A 15,145-nucleotide genomic window follows, 5' to 3' on the forward strand; every position below is an offset into this window, starting at 1 on the left:
GACGACGGGGGTGGAAAATGCGTCGATGCACGCGCCCCCCAGTTACGAGGCCCCGATGGACAGCGTCCCGATTCTTGTTCCTCCCGTGCTGAACATGGTCAGCGCGCTCGCCGTCGGCGCGCTGATCGGCGCCGAGCGCGAGCGGCGCAAGGGCGAGGGGCCAGCCCGCTCACCCGCAGGAATCCGAACTTTCGCGATTGCCTCGACCGCGGGCGCGGTCGGCTTCGCTTTGGGTGGGGTGCTGCTGCTTGCGGTGGTGGCCGCCTGTGTCGCGGCAATGCTGGCGGTAGCTTACGGCAAGCGATCGCATCAGGACCCCGGCCTGACCACCGAGATCGTGCTGATCCTGACCGTGCTCTTGGGCGGGCTCTGCATTCCCGGGCCCCAGATGGCAGCGGCGATCGCGGTGACGATCACCGGGCTGCTGTACATCAAGGCCTGGTTGCACAATCTGGTCACGACGCTGATTTCCAAGGATGAACTGGACGATCTGCTGATCTTTGCCGCAGCGACGCTGGTGATCCTGCCTCTGGTGCCCGATCGTCCCATGGGGCCATGGCTTGCGTTCAACCCACATGCCGTCTGGATCGTGATCGTGCTGGTGATGGGCATCGGCGCGGCAGGTTATCTGGCGGTGCGGCTTCTGGGGGCGCGGTTCGGGCTGCCGCTTTCGGGGGCGTTGTCGGGCTTCATTTCCAGCACGGCAACAATTGGCGCGATGGGATCGCGGGCGCTGCAATCGCCCGAACTGCGTCCGGCCTGCGTTGCCGGAGCGGTGCTGTCCTCGGTGGCGACCGTCGCGCAGCTGGCGCTGGTGGTGGTGGCGATCAGCCTGCCCACCCTTTCCGCCCTTGTCCTGCCACTGGCGCTGGCCGGTGGCACCGCTGCGATCTACGGGCTGGCGCTGACGTTGGCCGCGCTGCGCCACCCCGCAGGCGAAGGCACGCATGGCGGCAGCGCCTTCAGCCTGCGCGCGGCGCTTGCCTTCGGTTCGATCCTCGCCCTTGTTCTTGTCGTCTCGGCCGGGCTGCAGGCGCAGTTCGGCGGCTCGGGCGTGCTGCTCGCCGCGCTGGCGGCGGGGCTTGTCGATACCCATGCGGCGGCGATCTCGGTCGCTACCCTTGTCGCCTCTGGCAAGGTCGCCCCCGCCGATGCGGTGGTGCCGATCCTGGCCGCGGTAAGTGCGAACACGGCAAGCAAGATCCTTGTGGCCGCGGTCACGGGGGGGCGCGCCTTCGCGCTGCGGGTGGTGCCGGGGCTGTTGCTTATTGTCCTTGCTGCCTGGATTGGTGACGTCGCGAGGCCGATATGACGCCGCACCCACACTCTATGGCTGTAAAATTTGAAGCCGCGCAGATTTGAGTTGTTTTGAAAACCCACAAAGAATCATTGCAAATTCTGCAAATCCTGCTATCGAGATAGGTGCGAAGTTCCTCTGACCGCACCCTGTCTCCTTCATCGGCTTCAGTCTGCTCTCTCGTCTGACCAAGCCGAGCTGTCGCATTCTGTGGGCAGCATTCCCCTGAAGGAGTAAACACGATGGCCAATGGCACCGTGAAGTTTTTCAACCAGAACAAAGGCTTCGGCTTCATCGAGCCGGAAGGCGGCGCGCAGGACGTGTTCGTTCACATCTCGGCCGTCGAACGCGCCGGCATCGCGCGCCTGGCCGATGGCGCCAAGGTGACTTTCGAGATCGAGTCCGGCCGCGATGGCCGCAAGTCGGCCTGCAATCTGGCCTTGGCCTGATCCTGATCGATCGCGGACGACAGCCGATGTCGCGCCTACGCACCAATCCATCTCCCGGCCTGTTCCGGGAGATCCCCCTTGCACCGCAGACGCCGCACGACAAGACGGCTGCCGCTGCAAAACTGATCATCGAGACGGAAGCGACGAAGCGCGCCGATCGCAGCGCCGCCCTGAAGGCGGCACGGCTGGCCCGCGATGCGCTGGAAAATCCTCTCAAGCGCCCCGAACGATGATCCCCCAAGCCAAGCCCGACACCCGGGGCGGCGGAAAGAGTCAAATGACGTCCCACAGAACCGCCCTGGGCACTTCGCCCAAGGCCCGTTTCCCGCATGCGCGCCCGGCACAGACCGGTCTTGGCTGGCGGGAGTTCTTCGAGCGCCTTGGCCAAGGCACATTGCCGCAAGGACCGCGCCGCCAATACCGTCCGGCGCTGGACCCGATCCGGTCCTTCAACGGGCATGCAACGCAATCCGAGTTCCGGTGACGGCGTAACGGCTGAAGGGTGGCGGCGGATGCTGTCCCTCTTCCCCGAACGCATCACCGGGAGGGAAGCGGCGCGGTCCTCACCGCCGCTTCCGCCCTTTCACCGCAAGGAGTGACGCCATGGGTTATTCGACCCCGAAGAAACAGCTCGATCTGAAAGAATTTCTGGCGCAGCCGGCGTCGAAGCCGAGTTTTCGCAACGGAATGTCGTTCCGCAAACCGGGTGGACGTGGCGCTGGCAGCACGGTGCCCAAGGCGGTGACGCCGACCAAGTCCGACGCGCCGGAAGGCGTTTGAGCTTTGTGACGCCGGATCAAGCGGTCGTTTGAGCATCCCAAGCCCCGCATGCTGCACGCGAGGACGGAAAGCACGGCGAGGTCCACCCGCTCAAACGACGTCAGCTTGGGAAATATTCGACGCGTGTTTCACCGGTGCGGCCGAAATAGACGACTTGTCGGCCGAGAAATGACACGAGATAGCCCGCGCAGCCGGCTGCCCACACCGTTCACTGACGGCGGCATAGCTGTAATCTTCCGGGTTGGTCTGTGCCCAGCGGACGAGGCGCGCAAACTCTCCTGCATCGAAATCAACCGCAACCGGACCGCGGGCTTGCGGCATGTTCCGCATCAGCCCATCACCATCCGACAGGTAGAAGGTCTGCGTGTTCCTGCGTTAGTCGACCGCATACCCGTTGCCCATGCGTCGTTACCAGCTCGCCGTCGGTATCGAACGGCCGCTATCGCGGATTGCCGCGAGTGCGATGCCGCAAACTCACGGACCGCTCCCCGCCCTTTTCGAAGGCGCCGCGCGTCATGCTCGCGTGAGCCATGACCGACCGCAGGCGACAGCGCATCTTGGCAAGCGGATCACTGATCGCACGCGCTTCCCCGAGGGTGGATGACAAAGTTGACGCATGCTTCAGGGGTCTGCATCCAGGTCGATGGCAGCGTGACCCGCACCGCGCTGCAGGGCTTGAACGAAGCGCTCGTGGATCCGCAAACGACGGTAGGCGAACCCGTAGGGCTTCTCCGGCGGACCGATCGGATGAACTCCGACTTCTTTCAGCTGTTTCCTGGTCGCGTCCCGATCGAGGCGAAGCCAGTCGGCGAGTTCCTTGCAGGTCATGAACTCCGTGCGAAAATCGCTTAGATGCGCCTCGGTCACATAGTATTGCGGCTTTGCGGTCACCGGGTTCGGGGCGAAGTCTGCCTTCATCACGCCATCTCGGATCATCGCGCGCATCTGAACCTGGGTTACGCCCAGGCGCTCCGCCGCCTGCTCCACGGTAAGACCCGTCGCCTTGGCTCGCAGCAGGAGCGGACGAATTTCCCGGATATTGACGAGCACCGCGAGATAGCCCTCGCGCCCGGTGTGCCGACTGATCTTTTTCAGCTTCCCGTCGAAGATCAACCCCACGATTTCCTTTGCGGAACAGACGAGCCGACGGCAGGCCGAGGGGATGTCGTGAAAGTCGTGCATGGCCTGAGATGTCGCCACGCCCCCGAGCAAGAGGCGATCAAGGAAGCTCTGGATCTCGGCGGGATGAAAGCTTGGATAGGTGTCCGCGCCGGTCGGAAGCGGGCAGATGAACCCCGCCTTGACCATGATCTCAAGCTGGTCGCGCGGGAAGTTGAAGCGCTCGATCACATCGGTCCAGCCAAGGCCTTCGAGCATCGGGCGCACCAGCGCCTCTGCGGCATCGGCGTCGAACAGGTCCCACGCTGCGCGCCTTGCCGAAGTTTCAGGAACCAGCCCGGCATCGACGAGGGCCTTGCGCAGACGGTCCGTGCCCATGCCCGTCGCGTTCGACAGCGAGCGGATGGAATGGAGGCGGCGCTTCTCGACCCGGTGGCCCAGGACGTCGTCGCCGGTGGCGAGCGGCCATGTCGTCAGAATGTGCTCGCGCAGGAGGGTGCGAAACGGGGTGAATTCCGGGCCCTCGAGATCACGCGAAAAACGGTCGTAAAGGGGGCCGAGGCGCGCATGCAGGCCATCGTTCGGCGATCCGTCGCGTGCCTGAAGATGGAGGAGCGCCTCGCGGATTTGCGCCTCGCCCTGAGAGGCCGAGAAAAAGCCGACATCCGCCGCCATGCGCCATCGCACCGGACTGAGCTTCAGCGAGCGTGGGAATTTCTCCAGCAGAAGGGAACGCCCGAGGAGCTCGGTGAAGGTCGCGGCGGCGGTCAGCTCGAACCTGTCTAGCCAGAGTCCGGTGGTTTCTCCATCCAGGCGCCGCACGAGCCATTGTTCGAACGGCGAGACTGGCAGGGAGGGCGTGTCTAGGGCGCCGGTTATCACCTGCGGCATGAAGAGGCCGATCCGCGTTGCGAAATCGTGGCGCTTGGTCCGGTCGCTGTCGGTCAAGACCTCGACAAGAGCGCGGTTGTGGCTGGGGCAGGCTCGGAGGAAGGGAACCTGCCAATTCGAGCGAAAGGCCATGCCGATCTGATGCGGCAGGCCAGAACCTCGGGCATCTTCACGCAGGCAATCGGGGCAGATCCGCGTGGCGGGGCTGCGCACGACATGGCGCGGAAAGACGTTTCCGTTACGCTCGAAGCTGCGGGTGCTCACGCGCGAAAAACTGGCAGATCGGAGGGGGCGAGGATCCGTGTCCGCGATCTGCGCAAGCCCCTCGATCGCGTGGGGCGCGCCGTCGATCAGATCGGAAAGGTCGATCCCGATCAGGACGGCAAAGCTCTCCAGGTTGGCGCCATTCCGCATGGCGAGGCGCGACAGATATGAGGCCGGCGCTTCGCCGGGCGCGGGGTCGAACCTGAGGGTGAGGCGGGGAAGCGCTGAGGGCATGATCCGGCTGGCAATTCTGGCTTCCTTGCTTTGCCCTGAAACCGCCAGGTCCTCAATCCCTGAGGATTAGGGGGGCAATCTTGCCAAAACCGCTTCAAAACCGGGGGATGCCGCTCGAGGAAGCCCCGAATCGCACTTGCGGAAGCTGCAAGTGTCAATTTTGCGGCGTTTCGTTGTCATTGCGGCAAGTTTGAGTGGCACACCACAGTAAGCCGCATCCCCCGGCTTTGAGGCGGTTTGGCCAGAGCGCCCCTTCCGACCCCGCCGGAGCCCGCGCCTTGGCCCTTCCCCGCGTCAGGCGGCGTGGTGTTCCCTGCCGCGCTGCCCTTCGCGCTGGTCGCGTTCCTGAATCGCAATCAACTCCGCAAGCAACAGCCGGATTTCCTGCGCGGCACCACTGAGCGGCGCAGCATCCCGTTTGGAGGCCTCGGCAACCTGGCGCTGCAAGGCCGAAACCTGCAGTTCCAGATCCGCGATCCTTTCCTGCGCCGCCGAAGCCGACTGCGCGGCAAGACGCTCTTCGATCCGCGCCATCAGCGCTTCGGCCCAGGCCGGGGCTTCGGCAGAGGAAGCCGCCTTCTGTGCCGCCGCCAAAGCCGCGATCTGGCTTTCGAGCGCCCGCATCTGCCGCCGCAAATCCTGTTGTTGCGCAATGCTTTGCGCCGAGAACACGACCAGTTGCTGATCGAGCCGGGCAATGCTTTCGCGCAGCTGCTTGCGCATCCGGTCGACCGCAATCGCATTGTCCTCGAGGGCGCGGCCGACCTGTTCCGTGCCGACGCCGCGCAGACCTTCCACACCGGCATCGATCTTGTCGAGCAGCCCGATCATGTGGCGCAGCACCGTCTCGACCCCCTTCCAGATCACCGAGATCTGGCTGTGCTGCCACTCCTCATCCGCAGGCGCGGCGGGCGCCGCAGTCTCCTGCGCAGGCACCGTTTCTTCGGGCACCGTTTCCCCGGGCGTCGTTTCTTCGGACATCGTTTCAAACTGCGGATCGGTCTTGCCGTCGTGCATGGCACTCTCCTGCGCTGCGCTTGAGACGGTTTTAAAAGCGCGCACATAAGATTTCATGAACGCTGACCGCATAAAACCTTTGCGCTTAACGGCAATTTTACCGGGCAGGCGCACCCTTTTCGCCGTGCTTCACAGGTATCCAGAATGACCGAGACGTATATTCAGACGCAGGCGTCCTATCCCGATGGTCTTGCCGAGGCCATAATGGATTCGGTCCTGGTCTTGCACATGACGGCGGACGGGGTGATCGATTTCTGTTCCGATCATGCCCTTGCAGAATGGGCGATCGGGTTCGATGAAATCGTCGGCCGGAAATTCCTCGACCTGATCGACCCGCAAAGCGAATTCGGTGCAAGCGCCGAAACCCGGTTGCAAGGCCTGTCCGAGGGCGAGGGATTTTCCCAGCGTTTTGAAATGCGTCTTCCGAATGGGCGCAACTTCTGGCTGAAAGCCGCGATGATGCCCACGCGGACGGCGGCGGGGGCGTTCAACGGCGTCACGGTCACCGCGCTTGATGTCAGCCATGCGCAGCGCCGGGAATTCGACATCCGCACCCGTCTGGCCGCGATCGAGAACACCCAGCTCACCGCCGAATTCATGGCCGGGGGGATGATCCTGTCGGCCAATGCGATTTTCTGCAACGCCCTTGGCTATGACCCGAGCGAACTCGTCTGCGAGGAGGCGCGCCGCCTGCAGGACGAGGCGATCCTGAGCGATTCGGACTATGCCGAATTCTGGTCGGATCGCGACGCCGGCCTGCCCTTTGTCGGCGAATTGCAACTGCGGTCGAAATCGGGGCGCGACATCTTCATTCAGGGCTCGCTCGATCCGGTGATGGATGCGGCGGGCTGCGTCGACCGGATCGTGCTTTATGCAACCGATGTGACGGAACGCAAGACCGCGCTGAACGCGCTGTCGCGGGCGATTGCCCTGATGAAACAGGGCGAGCTGGAGGCCCGGATCGAGGATCCGTTCAACATCGAACTGGAACCCCTGCGCGAGGATTTCAACCAGATGGTCGACGGGCTGAAGACGCTGGTGCAGGCGATCTCGCTCGAGGCGAAGGGGGTCAGCGATATTTCGGGCCAGGTGGCCGCCTCGGCCGAGGTGTTGCAAGGCCGCTCCGACGAGCAGAACCGGACGCTGACCCAGACCTTGCAGACGATCGACGAGACCTCGCGCAAGATCGAAACCACGGCAGAGACGGCCAGCGCGGGCAACCGGGTGGCCGAAATGAGCCTGCAGCGGGTCACCGAAAGCGGCCATGCCGTAAGCTCGGTCAAGGAAGCGATGGAGGCGATCCGCAGCGTCAGCGGCCAGATCAACCGCTTCACCAGCCTGATCAATTCGATCTCCCTGCAATCGCGCATCCTCGGCTTCAACGCTGCCGTCGAAGCCGCCCGTGCGGGCGAGGCGGGCCGGGGCTTCACCATTGTCGCCAACGAGGTCCGCTCGCTTGCCAGCAAGACCGCCGATGCCGCCACGGAAATCACGGGCCTTGTCAGCGGGATCGAGAAAAGCATTCAGGTGGCCAGCGACCGGGTGACGGATTCGGGCAAGGCGATCGGCCATGTCGAGGCCGCGGTGCAGGAATTGCATGGGCAGATGGGGCGCATCACCACGCAATGCGCGGCACAATCGGCGGCCATGCGCGACCTTGCGGGCCAAATGGGCGCGATGGATCGGCTGACCCGCGATAACCGGCAGATGGCGCAGGAAAATCAGGCGGTCGCGGCCGGACTTCTGGAAAAATCCGACACCTTGATGAACAAGATGTCGCTATTCCATCTGGCTGCGGCGGTCTCTGAAGCGGTGGAATGGAAATCAAGCCGGACCATGCGGCGCGAAAACACGCCCACCCCGGAATGGCGACAGTATGGATGAGCGCTAAATCAAATCAGCTGCAGCATATTTTTATTTGAAGGCCGCGAAATCCTGCGCGGCCTTTTCGTTATTGCCTTACATACCACGCTTGCAGATTTTCGCGATTTGCCGCCTTGAACAGGCGCCGATTTACGGCGGTTTAAGCCCTGCATCCTAAGGTAGAAACGGGTGAAATGTCGCCCGTCTTGCAATCTGAGGAGAGCCCTATGGCCATCGAAAAGAGCCTTGCTTCGGCCAGCATCGCCGAAGTCATCGATCGTGTTCTCGACAAGGGCATCGTTGTCGATGCTTTCGTCCGGATTTCCCTCGTCGGGATCGAACTGCTGGCGATCGAGCTGCGTGCGGTCGTCGCGTCGGTCGAAACCTGGCTGAAATACGCCGAGGCCATCGGGCTTACGGTCGATCCGCAGACCCCCTGAACCGGATCGTCATGCCGGGGGATCGGCTGGTGCAGCGGCGTGACGCAGCAGCTGCGCTACAGCTTCGATATCCCCGGCAAGCGGTCGGTCGGCGCTGAGCCCCGGCGAGACCGCCCGGATCTCCGCGCGCATCTCCCGCGCCGCCGCCGACCATGCGACCTGCTCGCCTGCGGCCTCGATCAGGTCCATCGCCTGGGCAAGGGCAAGGGCCAGGATCGCCTGAATCTGCGAGAGCGGCAGCAATTGTGCCCGCGCCCGCCGCGCCGCGATCGTCCCCATCGAGACCACATCCTGATTGGCGCCATTGGTCGAGAGCGACTGCACCGAAACCGGCGCCGCATTCACCCGCATTTCCGCCAAAAGCGCCGTGGCCGTGACCTGCGCCCCCATGAAGCCGGACTGCAGCCCCGCCTGGCCCACATGCAGAAAGGCGGGAAGGCCCTTGTTCAGCTTCTCGTCGGTCAACCGCGCGACCTGGCGCTCGACCAATCCCGCAAGCGTCACCATCGCGGCATTCAGCGCATCCGACGCCAGGGCGACATGCACACCCATGAAATTGCCGCCATGCAGGGCGGGCACGGCGCAGCCCTCGGGAAAGACCGGATTGTCGGTGACGGAATTGAGCTCGCAGGTCACGACGCGATCATGCCAGTCCAGCGTGTCCCAGACCGCACCGACCAGTTGCGGCACCACCCGCAGACTATAGGCATCCTGCGCGGGATGGTCTTCGGGCCGCAGATCCTCGGCCTTCAGGCAGCGCGCCGAGGTCAGCGCCTGACAGACGCGCGAGGCCCCCGCAAGCGCCTGCGTCAGCCGCCCGGTCGCGCGGACCTGCCCCGGATGCGGGCGCAGCTGCGCGAAAGCCGGATGCCAGGCCTCGGCGTGCCCCGACAGCACCTCCATCAACACGGCGCTGAGCCGCAGCGACCAGTCGATTGCCCGCGCCGCCTCGACCCCGCTCAGCGCCGCGATCGCCGTCATCGCCGAAGTGCCATTGACCAGCGCCAGCCCGTCGCGGGCCGCCAGCGTCAGCGGGCCGCCGCAAAGCCGCTCCATCACCGCGCGCGCGTCATGCCCGCGGCCCTGCGCGTCGATCATCCGCCCCCGGCCCTGCAGCGCCAGAACCATATGCGAAAGCGGCGTCAGATCCCCCGAGGCGCCAACCGTGCCCTGCGCCGGCACCTCCGGCGCCAGCCCCGCATTGAGCACCGCCACGATCCGGTCGATCGTCTCGGGCGAGGCCCCCGAAGCGCCTTGCAGGATCGAGTTGAGCCGCGCCAGCATCAGCGCCCGCGCCTCGGCCCAGCTCAGCTTCGGCCCGACGCCGGTGGCCAGATGATAGATCAGGTTCTGCTGCAGCTCCGCCCCCTGATCCGCGCCGATCAGACGGTTGGCCAGCGGCCCGAAACCGGTGGTGATGCCGTAAATGTGGCGCTGCTCCGCAATCGCCTGTTCAAGCCGGGCATGGGCGCGTGCGCAGCGCTCCCGCAGCGGGGCGCTCAGGGAAATCCGGCAGCGATGCGCGGCGATCGCCTCGCACTGGACCAGTGTCAGAGCCCCGTCCAGAACAAGACACTCGGTGACCGTCTGTGGCTGCGTGTTCATGCGCTTTCTCCCGCTGGTTGCATCGAGCATAGCGAGAACACGGCTAATGGACGGTTAACGCCCCTCGGCCGCGCGGGCGAAAGCGATCCAGCCGCCCAGATCGAGGATGCGCCCGGCAAGCCCCATCCGCGCGGTCAAATCCGTGCAATCCGCGGCCGCAAGATCGGACAGGCTGTGGATCTCGCATTCGTTGAGCATCCAGATCAGCCCCGGTCCCGCCCCGGGCAGGCGCGCAAGATCCAGAGCCCGCTCCGGCGCGGAGGTCTCGGGCGCGGCCAGGCCTGACGGGGCGATCTCCTGAACAACGGGATCGGGCGCCCCAAGCGCAGGGGCCATGGCCGCAGCTGCCGCAGGAACGGGCGCCACCGCCGGGACTTCCGGCACCGGCTCCGGGTCCGGGCTGTCTTCGATCGGCGCCTCGGGCAAGGCCGCGTCTTCCACCGCCGCGACCGCGAGGTCAGGCTGCGGCGACGGCTCCGGCTCGACGGCGGCGGCGGTTGCCCCGGTTTCCGCAGCCATGACCTGCTCCGGCGCGGCGCAGGCGCTCTCCGCTTCCGGCGCGCCCCCGGCAACCGGGCCTTCGGGCACATCCGGCGGCCCCTCGGGCTCGGTCCCGGACACAGGCTCCGCCGCGGGCTGCGCCGAGACGCGGGCCTGCAGCATCCGCCGCATGCCGGGCGACAGCGGCAGCCTGGGATTGGCAGGCGGCGGTTCCGGCGCGGCCTTGAGCGCGGCGGCGGGCTCGGTGGCGGGCGCCTCCGGGACGGGCGCGGCGGGGGCCTCCTCCGCAAGCGCGGCCGGGACCTCCTCCGCAGCCGCGACGGGGGCCTGTGTCGCAGCCGCGACGGGGGCCTCGACCTCCGGCTCCACAGCGGCGGCCGCCTCTGCCACGACGGGGTCTGCCGCAGCCTCCTGCGCGCGCGCCGCCTCGCGGGCGGCCAGCCTCTCTTCGCGCAGCTGGCGCAAATGATCTCGCGCCGCCCCGCGCACGAAAGCGGCGCGCGCACGGTAGGCGGGGGAACCCTCGGTCATCGGCAATCCTTCCCTTCGATGTCACTCCACAGCGCCAGGGCCTCGCCCCGCAACTGGTCAAACTTGTCCTGCAGCGCGCGACGGGCCGCGAGCACCAGCAGATCTTCCAGCCGGTCCTCGGCCAGGCACTCCGCGGCCCCCTCCACCACGGCGCCGGGCGGGCAGCCGGGGGCCTCCAGCGCTTCGAGCCAACCGATCAGCGTCTGCAGATCCTCGGCGCGGGCCTCGAACGCCCGCATCCCGGGCAAAGCGACCGAAGCGGAAAACCGCCCCCCCGCCTCCCGGCACAGCAGGATCTGCCCGGCCGCCGGAGCGCCGCGCTCCCAGCACAGATCGCACAGCAGCTCTCCGGTTTCAGCGGCGCCCGAAGACAGGGGCGCCGAGGCCTCCGCAGCGGCCCCGGCCTTCGCCTTGCGCTGCGCCGTCCGCTTCGGGGATGCGGCGCCGGGGTCCCTTGCCGGGCCGGCGGCGCGAGATTTCCTGGTCATGATTCGGCTTCGGGGTTCTCTGCACTCATGCGGCGAGTAGACGCGAGCGCCGTAAAAGAGCCGTAAACGCTGTTTTCAGCGCAAAACGACGCCGAAAGATCGGATTTTATCAACCTTCAGTTGAAGGCCTCAGAGAGGCGCATCTGCGCCCCCGGAAAGAAATCCGACAGGAAACGGACCATCTCGCTCGCGCGCGCGCGATCAGAGAAGACATAAATCAACTCCGCCGCCCCGTCCGGCACGACCGTCAGCCTGATGAGTGGTTGCCAAGAGTAACCGGCCATTGTCCATATCCTTGGTTTGCCGAAAACAGGCTCGCGCGTTTTAGGATTTTGTTCAAGCCTTGGGTCCACCTTTTTCGACAAGTTCGACTGGGTCGCCTCGAAGGGCGGGCCTGAAAGTTGGAGAGGAGTGAGCTACGGATGGATATTGTTGGACAGCTGATGACCGATAACGGGCGCTACACCTTCCGTAGCGACACCCTGAACCTGCGGGTGACGGGGGACTTCCCGGAATGGGTCATGGCGGCGGCCGCCGAGATGGTGGGGATCGTCGCCCGACGCGAGGTCGACTCGAAGATCGATGAATTGCAGGCGCTGGTCGAATTCGGCGAGGCCTCGGAAATCGAGATCGACTCGGTCAAATACGATGCCAAGGAACGGTTCGAGATCATCCCGCAATGCGTGGTGACGATGGGCCGGACCGACTACCGCTGGGTCGCCCCCGAGGGGCGCGCCAAGCACCGTGCCACGTTCGACGGCAATGCCGTCACCCGTGTGCAAGACATGTCCATGACCCGCCACGACAGCTTTCTCGACAACGAGAACGGCGTCGACACCAGCGGCCACTAATTCAACCTGCGCGAGGAAAGAACATGGAAATCATTCCGTTCGGGACGAACGACATCGACAACATCCTGGCGCGCGAGCCCGCGCGTGCGGAAAGCCTGCCGTTCGGCGCCGTGCTTCTCGACCGCATGGGGCGGATCGCCAAATACAACAAGGCCGAAGGTCTGATCGCGGGCCGCGATCCCTCGGCGGTGATCGGCCGCGACTTCTTCAACGAGATCGCGCCCTGCGCCAAGGGCAAGCGGTTCCACGGGGAATTCCTGAAATTCAACCGCACCGGCCAGGCCAATGTGATGCTGGACTACAAGTTCAACTACAAGGGCGCCGAAGTGGCGGTGAAGATCCACCTCAAGTCGCAACCCGACGGCCAGTTCTGCTGGCTCTTTGTGAAGCGGGCCTGAGCCATGGCCGCCCCCCGGCCCGAAATTTCCGTCTCGATCTCGCCCGCGCTTTTGCAGCTGCGGCGCGCGGCTCGGGCGGCCGGACCGGCCGGGGGCCCCGACAGGATGCCGATGCAGGCCCGCCCGTCCGAAAGGGCAAGCGCTTTGCCGGTCTGGCAGGGGCCACCGCCTCCGCCCGAACCGGAGCCGCAGGCGCAAGGGCCGGTGACGGCGCCCCCCCCCGACGCCGGGGAGACTGACACCTGCCCGTTGGCGCTGCGCGAACGTGTCCGCCTGCGCCGGGACGGCGCGCGCCCGCTTGTGTTCCTGGGCGCGGCCTTGCTCGAAGAGACGGACGAGGCCGATTTGCGGCTGGCAGACTGCCCGGTGACGGTCCGCCAGCACCTGGCGCTTTATCTGAGCGCCGATGACAGCCTTGTGCTCGCGGCCCGGCGCGAGATCGAGGGGGTCACGGCAACCCGGCCGATGCATCTGGCGCGGCGGGTGACGGATGTGGCGCAACTGCCCCGGCTTCTCGCGGGGCTCGATCCTCTGGTCCTGCTGCTCGATCCGGTTGGCCTGGCGCCAAACGAGACCGAGCGGGGGGCGATGGAAACCTTCTTCGGCCAGGCGCCGCGACGGCTGATGTCGCATCTGCGGGGCACGGTTCAACAGTGACAGACTTGGAGGCATCATGGCCTATATGACGGAAAGCAAGCAATTCGCGGCTCCCCAGCAGGCTTACGAGGAAACCACCCCGTATGGAGATCCCTCGATGCTGGAATACAGCCTGCGCCGCGTCGGTGCGCGCCCGCTGCAATTCCGTGGCGCCGAGCTGGGCATGGCGATGAGCTTCACGCCCGACCTGCCCTACTGGTACGAGATCAACCTGTTCCGCACCGCCGATGGCGGCTTCGTGACGGCGATCAAGACCTTCTTCTCCTCGGTCGACGAGCGCGACGTGTTCCGCGCCTGGCGTGCCGACACGCTCGACGCGGCGATTGCGCAATTCGAGGCTTTCGACCCGGCACAGGATGTGCGGCCGCAGGCGAAACTGGGCGGGGCCGGGCTGTCGGCCGCCGAGCTTTACGGTCAGGCGCTCGAATTGCAGGCCCGCATTGCCGCCGCACGGCAGCATTACGCGGCGCTGCTGGGCGAGTTCCTCTACGAACTCGACGATGCCTGAGCTCCGGCGCGCAGGCCCGGGCGCTCTGCCGCAACCGGCCCCCGGCGCGGTGGGGGGCGACCCGGACCTGCCACAGGCCCCCGACGCGGCGATGCTGCGCCATCTGCTGATCAGCCTGATCCGCGCCGAGGCCCGGCGCGGGCGCAACCAGATCCTGCCCGCGGCTGCCTTCGCCGGCGATCCGCGCATTGACGAGGACGGTCTTGGCTTCGACTCGCTCGCCCGGCTCGACCTGATCGGGGCGGTGCGCGATTTCTTCGACCTCTCCCGCACCGGGATCGAGGATTATGTCTATATCGAACCGACCCTGCAGGGCTGGACCGACCGGATCTTGCAGCATTTCGACCTGCTGGCGGCGCGGGGCGAAACCGCGCAGGCGGTGTTTCGCACCTCCGGCTCGACCGGCACGCCAAAGCCGATCCCGCATCCCTGGCCGAAGCTGATGCGCGAAGCCGCCAGCATGGCCCGCGATCAGGGTCTGGTGCCCGCCCCCGGTGGCGCGGTGCTCGGGCTGGTGCCCGCCCATCACCTGTTCGGCTGCCTGTTCACCGCGCTTCTGCCCGGGCTGGCGGGCGTCCCCCTGCGCGATCTGACCGCGGCGCCGCCCGCCTCTGCGCTTTCTGTGGCAAAGCCCGGCGATCTGATCATTGCCACGCCGCATCTTTGGGCGCATCTGGGCAAGGCTGGCCCCTTCCCGCCCGGTCTGCGCGGGGTCAGTTCCGGTGCGCCAATGCCCGACGCGCTGTGGCACGGCCTGCTTGCGGCAGGACTTGAGGATCTGACCGAGGTCTATGGCGCCTCGGAAACCGGCGGGATCGGCCTGCGCTCCGCCCCCGGGGCGGCTTTCACCCTGTTGCCCTTCCTGTCCCGCAGCGCCGGGGACCGGATTGCCGACGGCCCGGACCCGCTGCCGCTGCAGGATCGGCTGCGCTGGACCGGACCGCGCCGCTTCGTTCTCGAGGGGCGGCTCGATCAGGCGGTGCAGGTCGGCGGCGTGAACGTCCGTCTGGACCATGTCAAAACCGTGCTGGCAGCCGAGCCCGGCGTCGACGCGATCGCCCTGCGGCTTGGCGGGGACCGGCTCAAGGCTTTCGTGGTCTGCACCGCCGCGGCGGAAGCCGATCTTGAGGCGCGGCTGCGCGCCCGCGCCGAAGCCGGGCTTGATGCCCCGGCGCGGCCGCAACACTACCGTTTTGGCCGCGCCCTGCCGCTGAGCCGCGAAGGCAAGGCGCAGGACTGGGACTGACCGCGC

General features: G+C 66.2%; 19 protein-coding genes. 12 read left to right on the forward strand and 7 right to left on the reverse strand.

Going from position 1 to position 15,145, the window contains the following annotated elements; translation table 11 throughout:
* Positions 1-55: 55 nt before the first annotated feature.
* From AC4PTB_RS11975 to AC4PTB_RS11995, 5 genes are all read left to right on the forward strand, one after another.
* Positions 56-1,312: an MgtC/SapB family protein gene (locus tag AC4PTB_RS11975; RefSeq protein WP_492190169.1), complete on the forward strand. Its 1,257-nt coding sequence runs from the start codon at positions 56-58 to the stop codon at positions 1,310-1,312.
* A 227-nt stretch (positions 1,313-1,539) separates the two neighbouring features.
* On the forward strand, positions 1,540-1,746 hold the full coding sequence (locus AC4PTB_RS11980; protein WP_492190170.1) for a cold-shock protein: 207 nt from the start codon (positions 1,540-1,542) through the stop codon (positions 1,744-1,746).
* A gap of 26 nt (positions 1,747-1,772) precedes the next feature.
* Complete coding sequence (locus AC4PTB_RS11985; RefSeq protein ID WP_492190171.1) at positions 1,773-1,979, forward strand: hypothetical protein; 207 nt, start codon at positions 1,773-1,775, stop codon at positions 1,977-1,979.
* A 44-nt stretch (positions 1,980-2,023) separates the two neighbouring features.
* Positions 2,024-2,230, forward strand: a complete 207-nt coding sequence (locus AC4PTB_RS11990; protein ID WP_492190172.1) for a hypothetical protein — start codon at positions 2,024-2,026, stop codon at positions 2,228-2,230.
* A gap of 119 nt (positions 2,231-2,349) precedes the next feature.
* The gene (locus AC4PTB_RS11995) at positions 2,350-2,526 is read left to right on the forward strand and encodes a hypothetical protein (protein WP_492190173.1); all 177 of its coding nucleotides are present in this window, start codon (positions 2,350-2,352) and stop codon (positions 2,524-2,526) included.
* A 90-nt stretch (positions 2,527-2,616) separates the two neighbouring features.
* Here the strand turns inward: AC4PTB_RS11995 and AC4PTB_RS12000 are convergent, their stop codons facing one another.
* The 3 genes from AC4PTB_RS12000 to AC4PTB_RS12010 form a co-directional block, all read right to left on the reverse strand.
* Positions 2,617-2,856, reverse strand: coding sequence for a hypothetical protein (locus AC4PTB_RS12000; RefSeq protein ID WP_492190174.1), 240 nt, complete (start codon positions 2,854-2,856; stop codon positions 2,617-2,619).
* A gap of 291 nt (positions 2,857-3,147) precedes the next feature.
* On the reverse strand, positions 3,148-5,034 hold the full coding sequence (locus tag AC4PTB_RS12005; protein WP_492190175.1) for a TniQ family protein: 1,887 nt from the start codon (positions 5,032-5,034) through the stop codon (positions 3,148-3,150).
* A gap of 294 nt (positions 5,035-5,328) precedes the next feature.
* On the reverse strand, positions 5,329-6,051 hold the full coding sequence (locus AC4PTB_RS12010; protein WP_492190176.1) for a hypothetical protein: 723 nt from the start codon (positions 6,049-6,051) through the stop codon (positions 5,329-5,331).
* 144 nt (positions 6,052-6,195) lie between these two features.
* On the opposite strand from AC4PTB_RS12010, the gene AC4PTB_RS12015 reads away from it, so the two are divergent.
* Entirely contained in the window at positions 6,196-7,935 is a 1,740-nt protein-coding gene (locus AC4PTB_RS12015; protein WP_492190177.1) for a methyl-accepting chemotaxis protein, read from the forward strand.
* Between the two features lie 206 nt (positions 7,936-8,141).
* The gene (gene gvpA / locus AC4PTB_RS12020) at positions 8,142-8,354 is read left to right on the forward strand and encodes a gas vesicle structural protein GvpA (RefSeq protein ID WP_013066812.1); all 213 of its coding nucleotides are present in this window, start codon (positions 8,142-8,144) and stop codon (positions 8,352-8,354) included.
* 9 nt (positions 8,355-8,363) lie between these two features.
* On the opposite strand, the gene AC4PTB_RS12025 is transcribed toward gvpA, so the two are convergent.
* The 4 genes from AC4PTB_RS12025 to AC4PTB_RS12040 form a co-directional block, all read right to left on the reverse strand.
* Positions 8,364-9,959 carry an HAL/PAL/TAL family ammonia-lyase gene (locus AC4PTB_RS12025; protein ID WP_492190178.1) on the reverse strand — a complete coding sequence of 532 codons (1,596 nt, stop codon included), beginning with the start codon at positions 9,957-9,959 and terminating at the stop codon, positions 8,364-8,366.
* Between the two features lie 54 nt (positions 9,960-10,013).
* Positions 10,014-10,991, reverse strand: coding sequence for a hypothetical protein (locus AC4PTB_RS12030; protein ID WP_492190179.1), 978 nt, complete (start codon positions 10,989-10,991; stop codon positions 10,014-10,016).
* On the reverse strand, positions 10,988-11,479 hold the full coding sequence (locus AC4PTB_RS12035; RefSeq protein ID WP_492190180.1) for a hypothetical protein: 492 nt from the start codon (positions 11,477-11,479) through the stop codon (positions 10,988-10,990). Before AC4PTB_RS12035 ends, AC4PTB_RS12030 begins: the two co-directional genes overlap by 4 nt.
* 116 nt (positions 11,480-11,595) lie before the next feature.
* On the reverse strand, positions 11,596-11,844 hold the full coding sequence (locus tag AC4PTB_RS12040) for a hypothetical protein (protein ID WP_492190181.1): 249 nt from the start codon (positions 11,842-11,844) through the stop codon (positions 11,596-11,598).
* A gap of 57 nt (positions 11,845-11,901) precedes the next feature.
* On the opposite strand from AC4PTB_RS12040, the gene AC4PTB_RS12045 reads away from it, so the two are divergent.
* From AC4PTB_RS12045 to pcl, 5 genes are read left to right on the forward strand one after another with little or no spacing between them, the layout of a single operon-like run.
* Positions 11,902-12,330, forward strand: coding sequence for a hypothetical protein (locus tag AC4PTB_RS12045; RefSeq protein WP_492190182.1), 429 nt, complete (start codon positions 11,902-11,904; stop codon positions 12,328-12,330).
* Positions 12,331-12,353: 23 nt separating this feature from the next.
* Complete coding sequence (gene pyp / locus AC4PTB_RS12050; protein WP_492190183.1) at positions 12,354-12,728, forward strand: photoactive yellow protein; 375 nt, start codon at positions 12,354-12,356, stop codon at positions 12,726-12,728.
* A gap of 3 nt (positions 12,729-12,731) precedes the next feature.
* Positions 12,732-13,385, forward strand: a complete 654-nt coding sequence (locus AC4PTB_RS12055; protein WP_492190184.1) for a hypothetical protein — start codon at positions 12,732-12,734, stop codon at positions 13,383-13,385.
* A 16-nt stretch (positions 13,386-13,401) separates the two neighbouring features.
* The gene (locus AC4PTB_RS12060; protein WP_492190185.1) at positions 13,402-13,893 is read left to right on the forward strand and encodes a hypothetical protein; all 492 of its coding nucleotides are present in this window, start codon (positions 13,402-13,404) and stop codon (positions 13,891-13,893) included.
* The gene (gene pcl / locus AC4PTB_RS12065; protein ID WP_492190186.1) at positions 13,886-15,139 is read left to right on the forward strand and encodes a 4-coumarate--CoA ligase; all 1,254 of its coding nucleotides are present in this window, start codon (positions 13,886-13,888) and stop codon (positions 15,137-15,139) included. The genes AC4PTB_RS12060 and pcl overlap by 8 nt, the downstream gene beginning before the upstream one ends.
* Positions 15,140-15,145 lie beyond the last annotated feature (6 nt).

This window comes from Rhodobacter sp. 4.3.4, from assembly GCF_058724655.1.

Excerpts from the sequence above, each read along its gene's own strand:
- AC4PTB_RS11975 (WP_492190169.1), top strand. The coding sequence starts at position 56 with ATGGACAGCGTCCCGATTCTTGTTCCTCCCGTGCTGAACATGGTCAGC.
- AC4PTB_RS11980 (WP_492190170.1), top strand. The coding sequence starts at position 1,540 with ATGGCCAATGGCACCGTGAAGTTTTTCAACCAGAACAAAGGCTTCGGC.
- AC4PTB_RS11985 (WP_492190171.1), top strand. The coding sequence starts at position 1,773 with ATGTCGCGCCTACGCACCAATCCATCTCCCGGCCTGTTCCGGGAGATC.
- AC4PTB_RS11990 (WP_492190172.1), top strand. The coding sequence starts at position 2,024 with ATGACGTCCCACAGAACCGCCCTGGGCACTTCGCCCAAGGCCCGTTTC.
- AC4PTB_RS11995 (WP_492190173.1), top strand. The coding sequence starts at position 2,350 with ATGGGTTATTCGACCCCGAAGAAACAGCTCGATCTGAAAGAATTTCTG.
- AC4PTB_RS12000 (WP_492190174.1), bottom strand. The coding sequence starts at position 2,856 with ATGCGGAACATGCCGCAAGCCCGCGGTCCGGTTGCGGTTGATTTCGAT.
- AC4PTB_RS12005 (WP_492190175.1), bottom strand. The coding sequence starts at position 5,034 with ATGCCCTCAGCGCTTCCCCGCCTCACCCTCAGGTTCGACCCCGCGCCC.
- AC4PTB_RS12010 (WP_492190176.1), bottom strand. The coding sequence starts at position 6,051 with ATGCACGACGGCAAGACCGATCCGCAGTTTGAAACGATGTCCGAAGAA.
- AC4PTB_RS12015 (WP_492190177.1), top strand. The coding sequence starts at position 6,196 with ATGACCGAGACGTATATTCAGACGCAGGCGTCCTATCCCGATGGTCTT.
- gvpA (WP_013066812.1), top strand. The coding sequence starts at position 8,142 with ATGGCCATCGAAAAGAGCCTTGCTTCGGCCAGCATCGCCGAAGTCATC.
- AC4PTB_RS12025 (WP_492190178.1), bottom strand. The coding sequence starts at position 9,959 with ATGAACACGCAGCCACAGACGGTCACCGAGTGTCTTGTTCTGGACGGG.
- AC4PTB_RS12030 (WP_492190179.1), bottom strand. The coding sequence starts at position 10,991 with ATGACCGAGGGTTCCCCCGCCTACCGTGCGCGCGCCGCTTTCGTGCGC.
- AC4PTB_RS12035 (WP_492190180.1), bottom strand. The coding sequence starts at position 11,479 with ATGACCAGGAAATCTCGCGCCGCCGGCCCGGCAAGGGACCCCGGCGCC.
- AC4PTB_RS12045 (WP_492190182.1), top strand. The coding sequence starts at position 11,902 with ATGGATATTGTTGGACAGCTGATGACCGATAACGGGCGCTACACCTTC.
- pyp (WP_492190183.1), top strand. The coding sequence starts at position 12,354 with ATGGAAATCATTCCGTTCGGGACGAACGACATCGACAACATCCTGGCG.
- AC4PTB_RS12055 (WP_492190184.1), top strand. The coding sequence starts at position 12,732 with ATGGCCGCCCCCCGGCCCGAAATTTCCGTCTCGATCTCGCCCGCGCTT.
- AC4PTB_RS12060 (WP_492190185.1), top strand. The coding sequence starts at position 13,402 with ATGGCCTATATGACGGAAAGCAAGCAATTCGCGGCTCCCCAGCAGGCT.
- pcl (WP_492190186.1), top strand. The coding sequence starts at position 13,886 with ATGCCTGAGCTCCGGCGCGCAGGCCCGGGCGCTCTGCCGCAACCGGCC.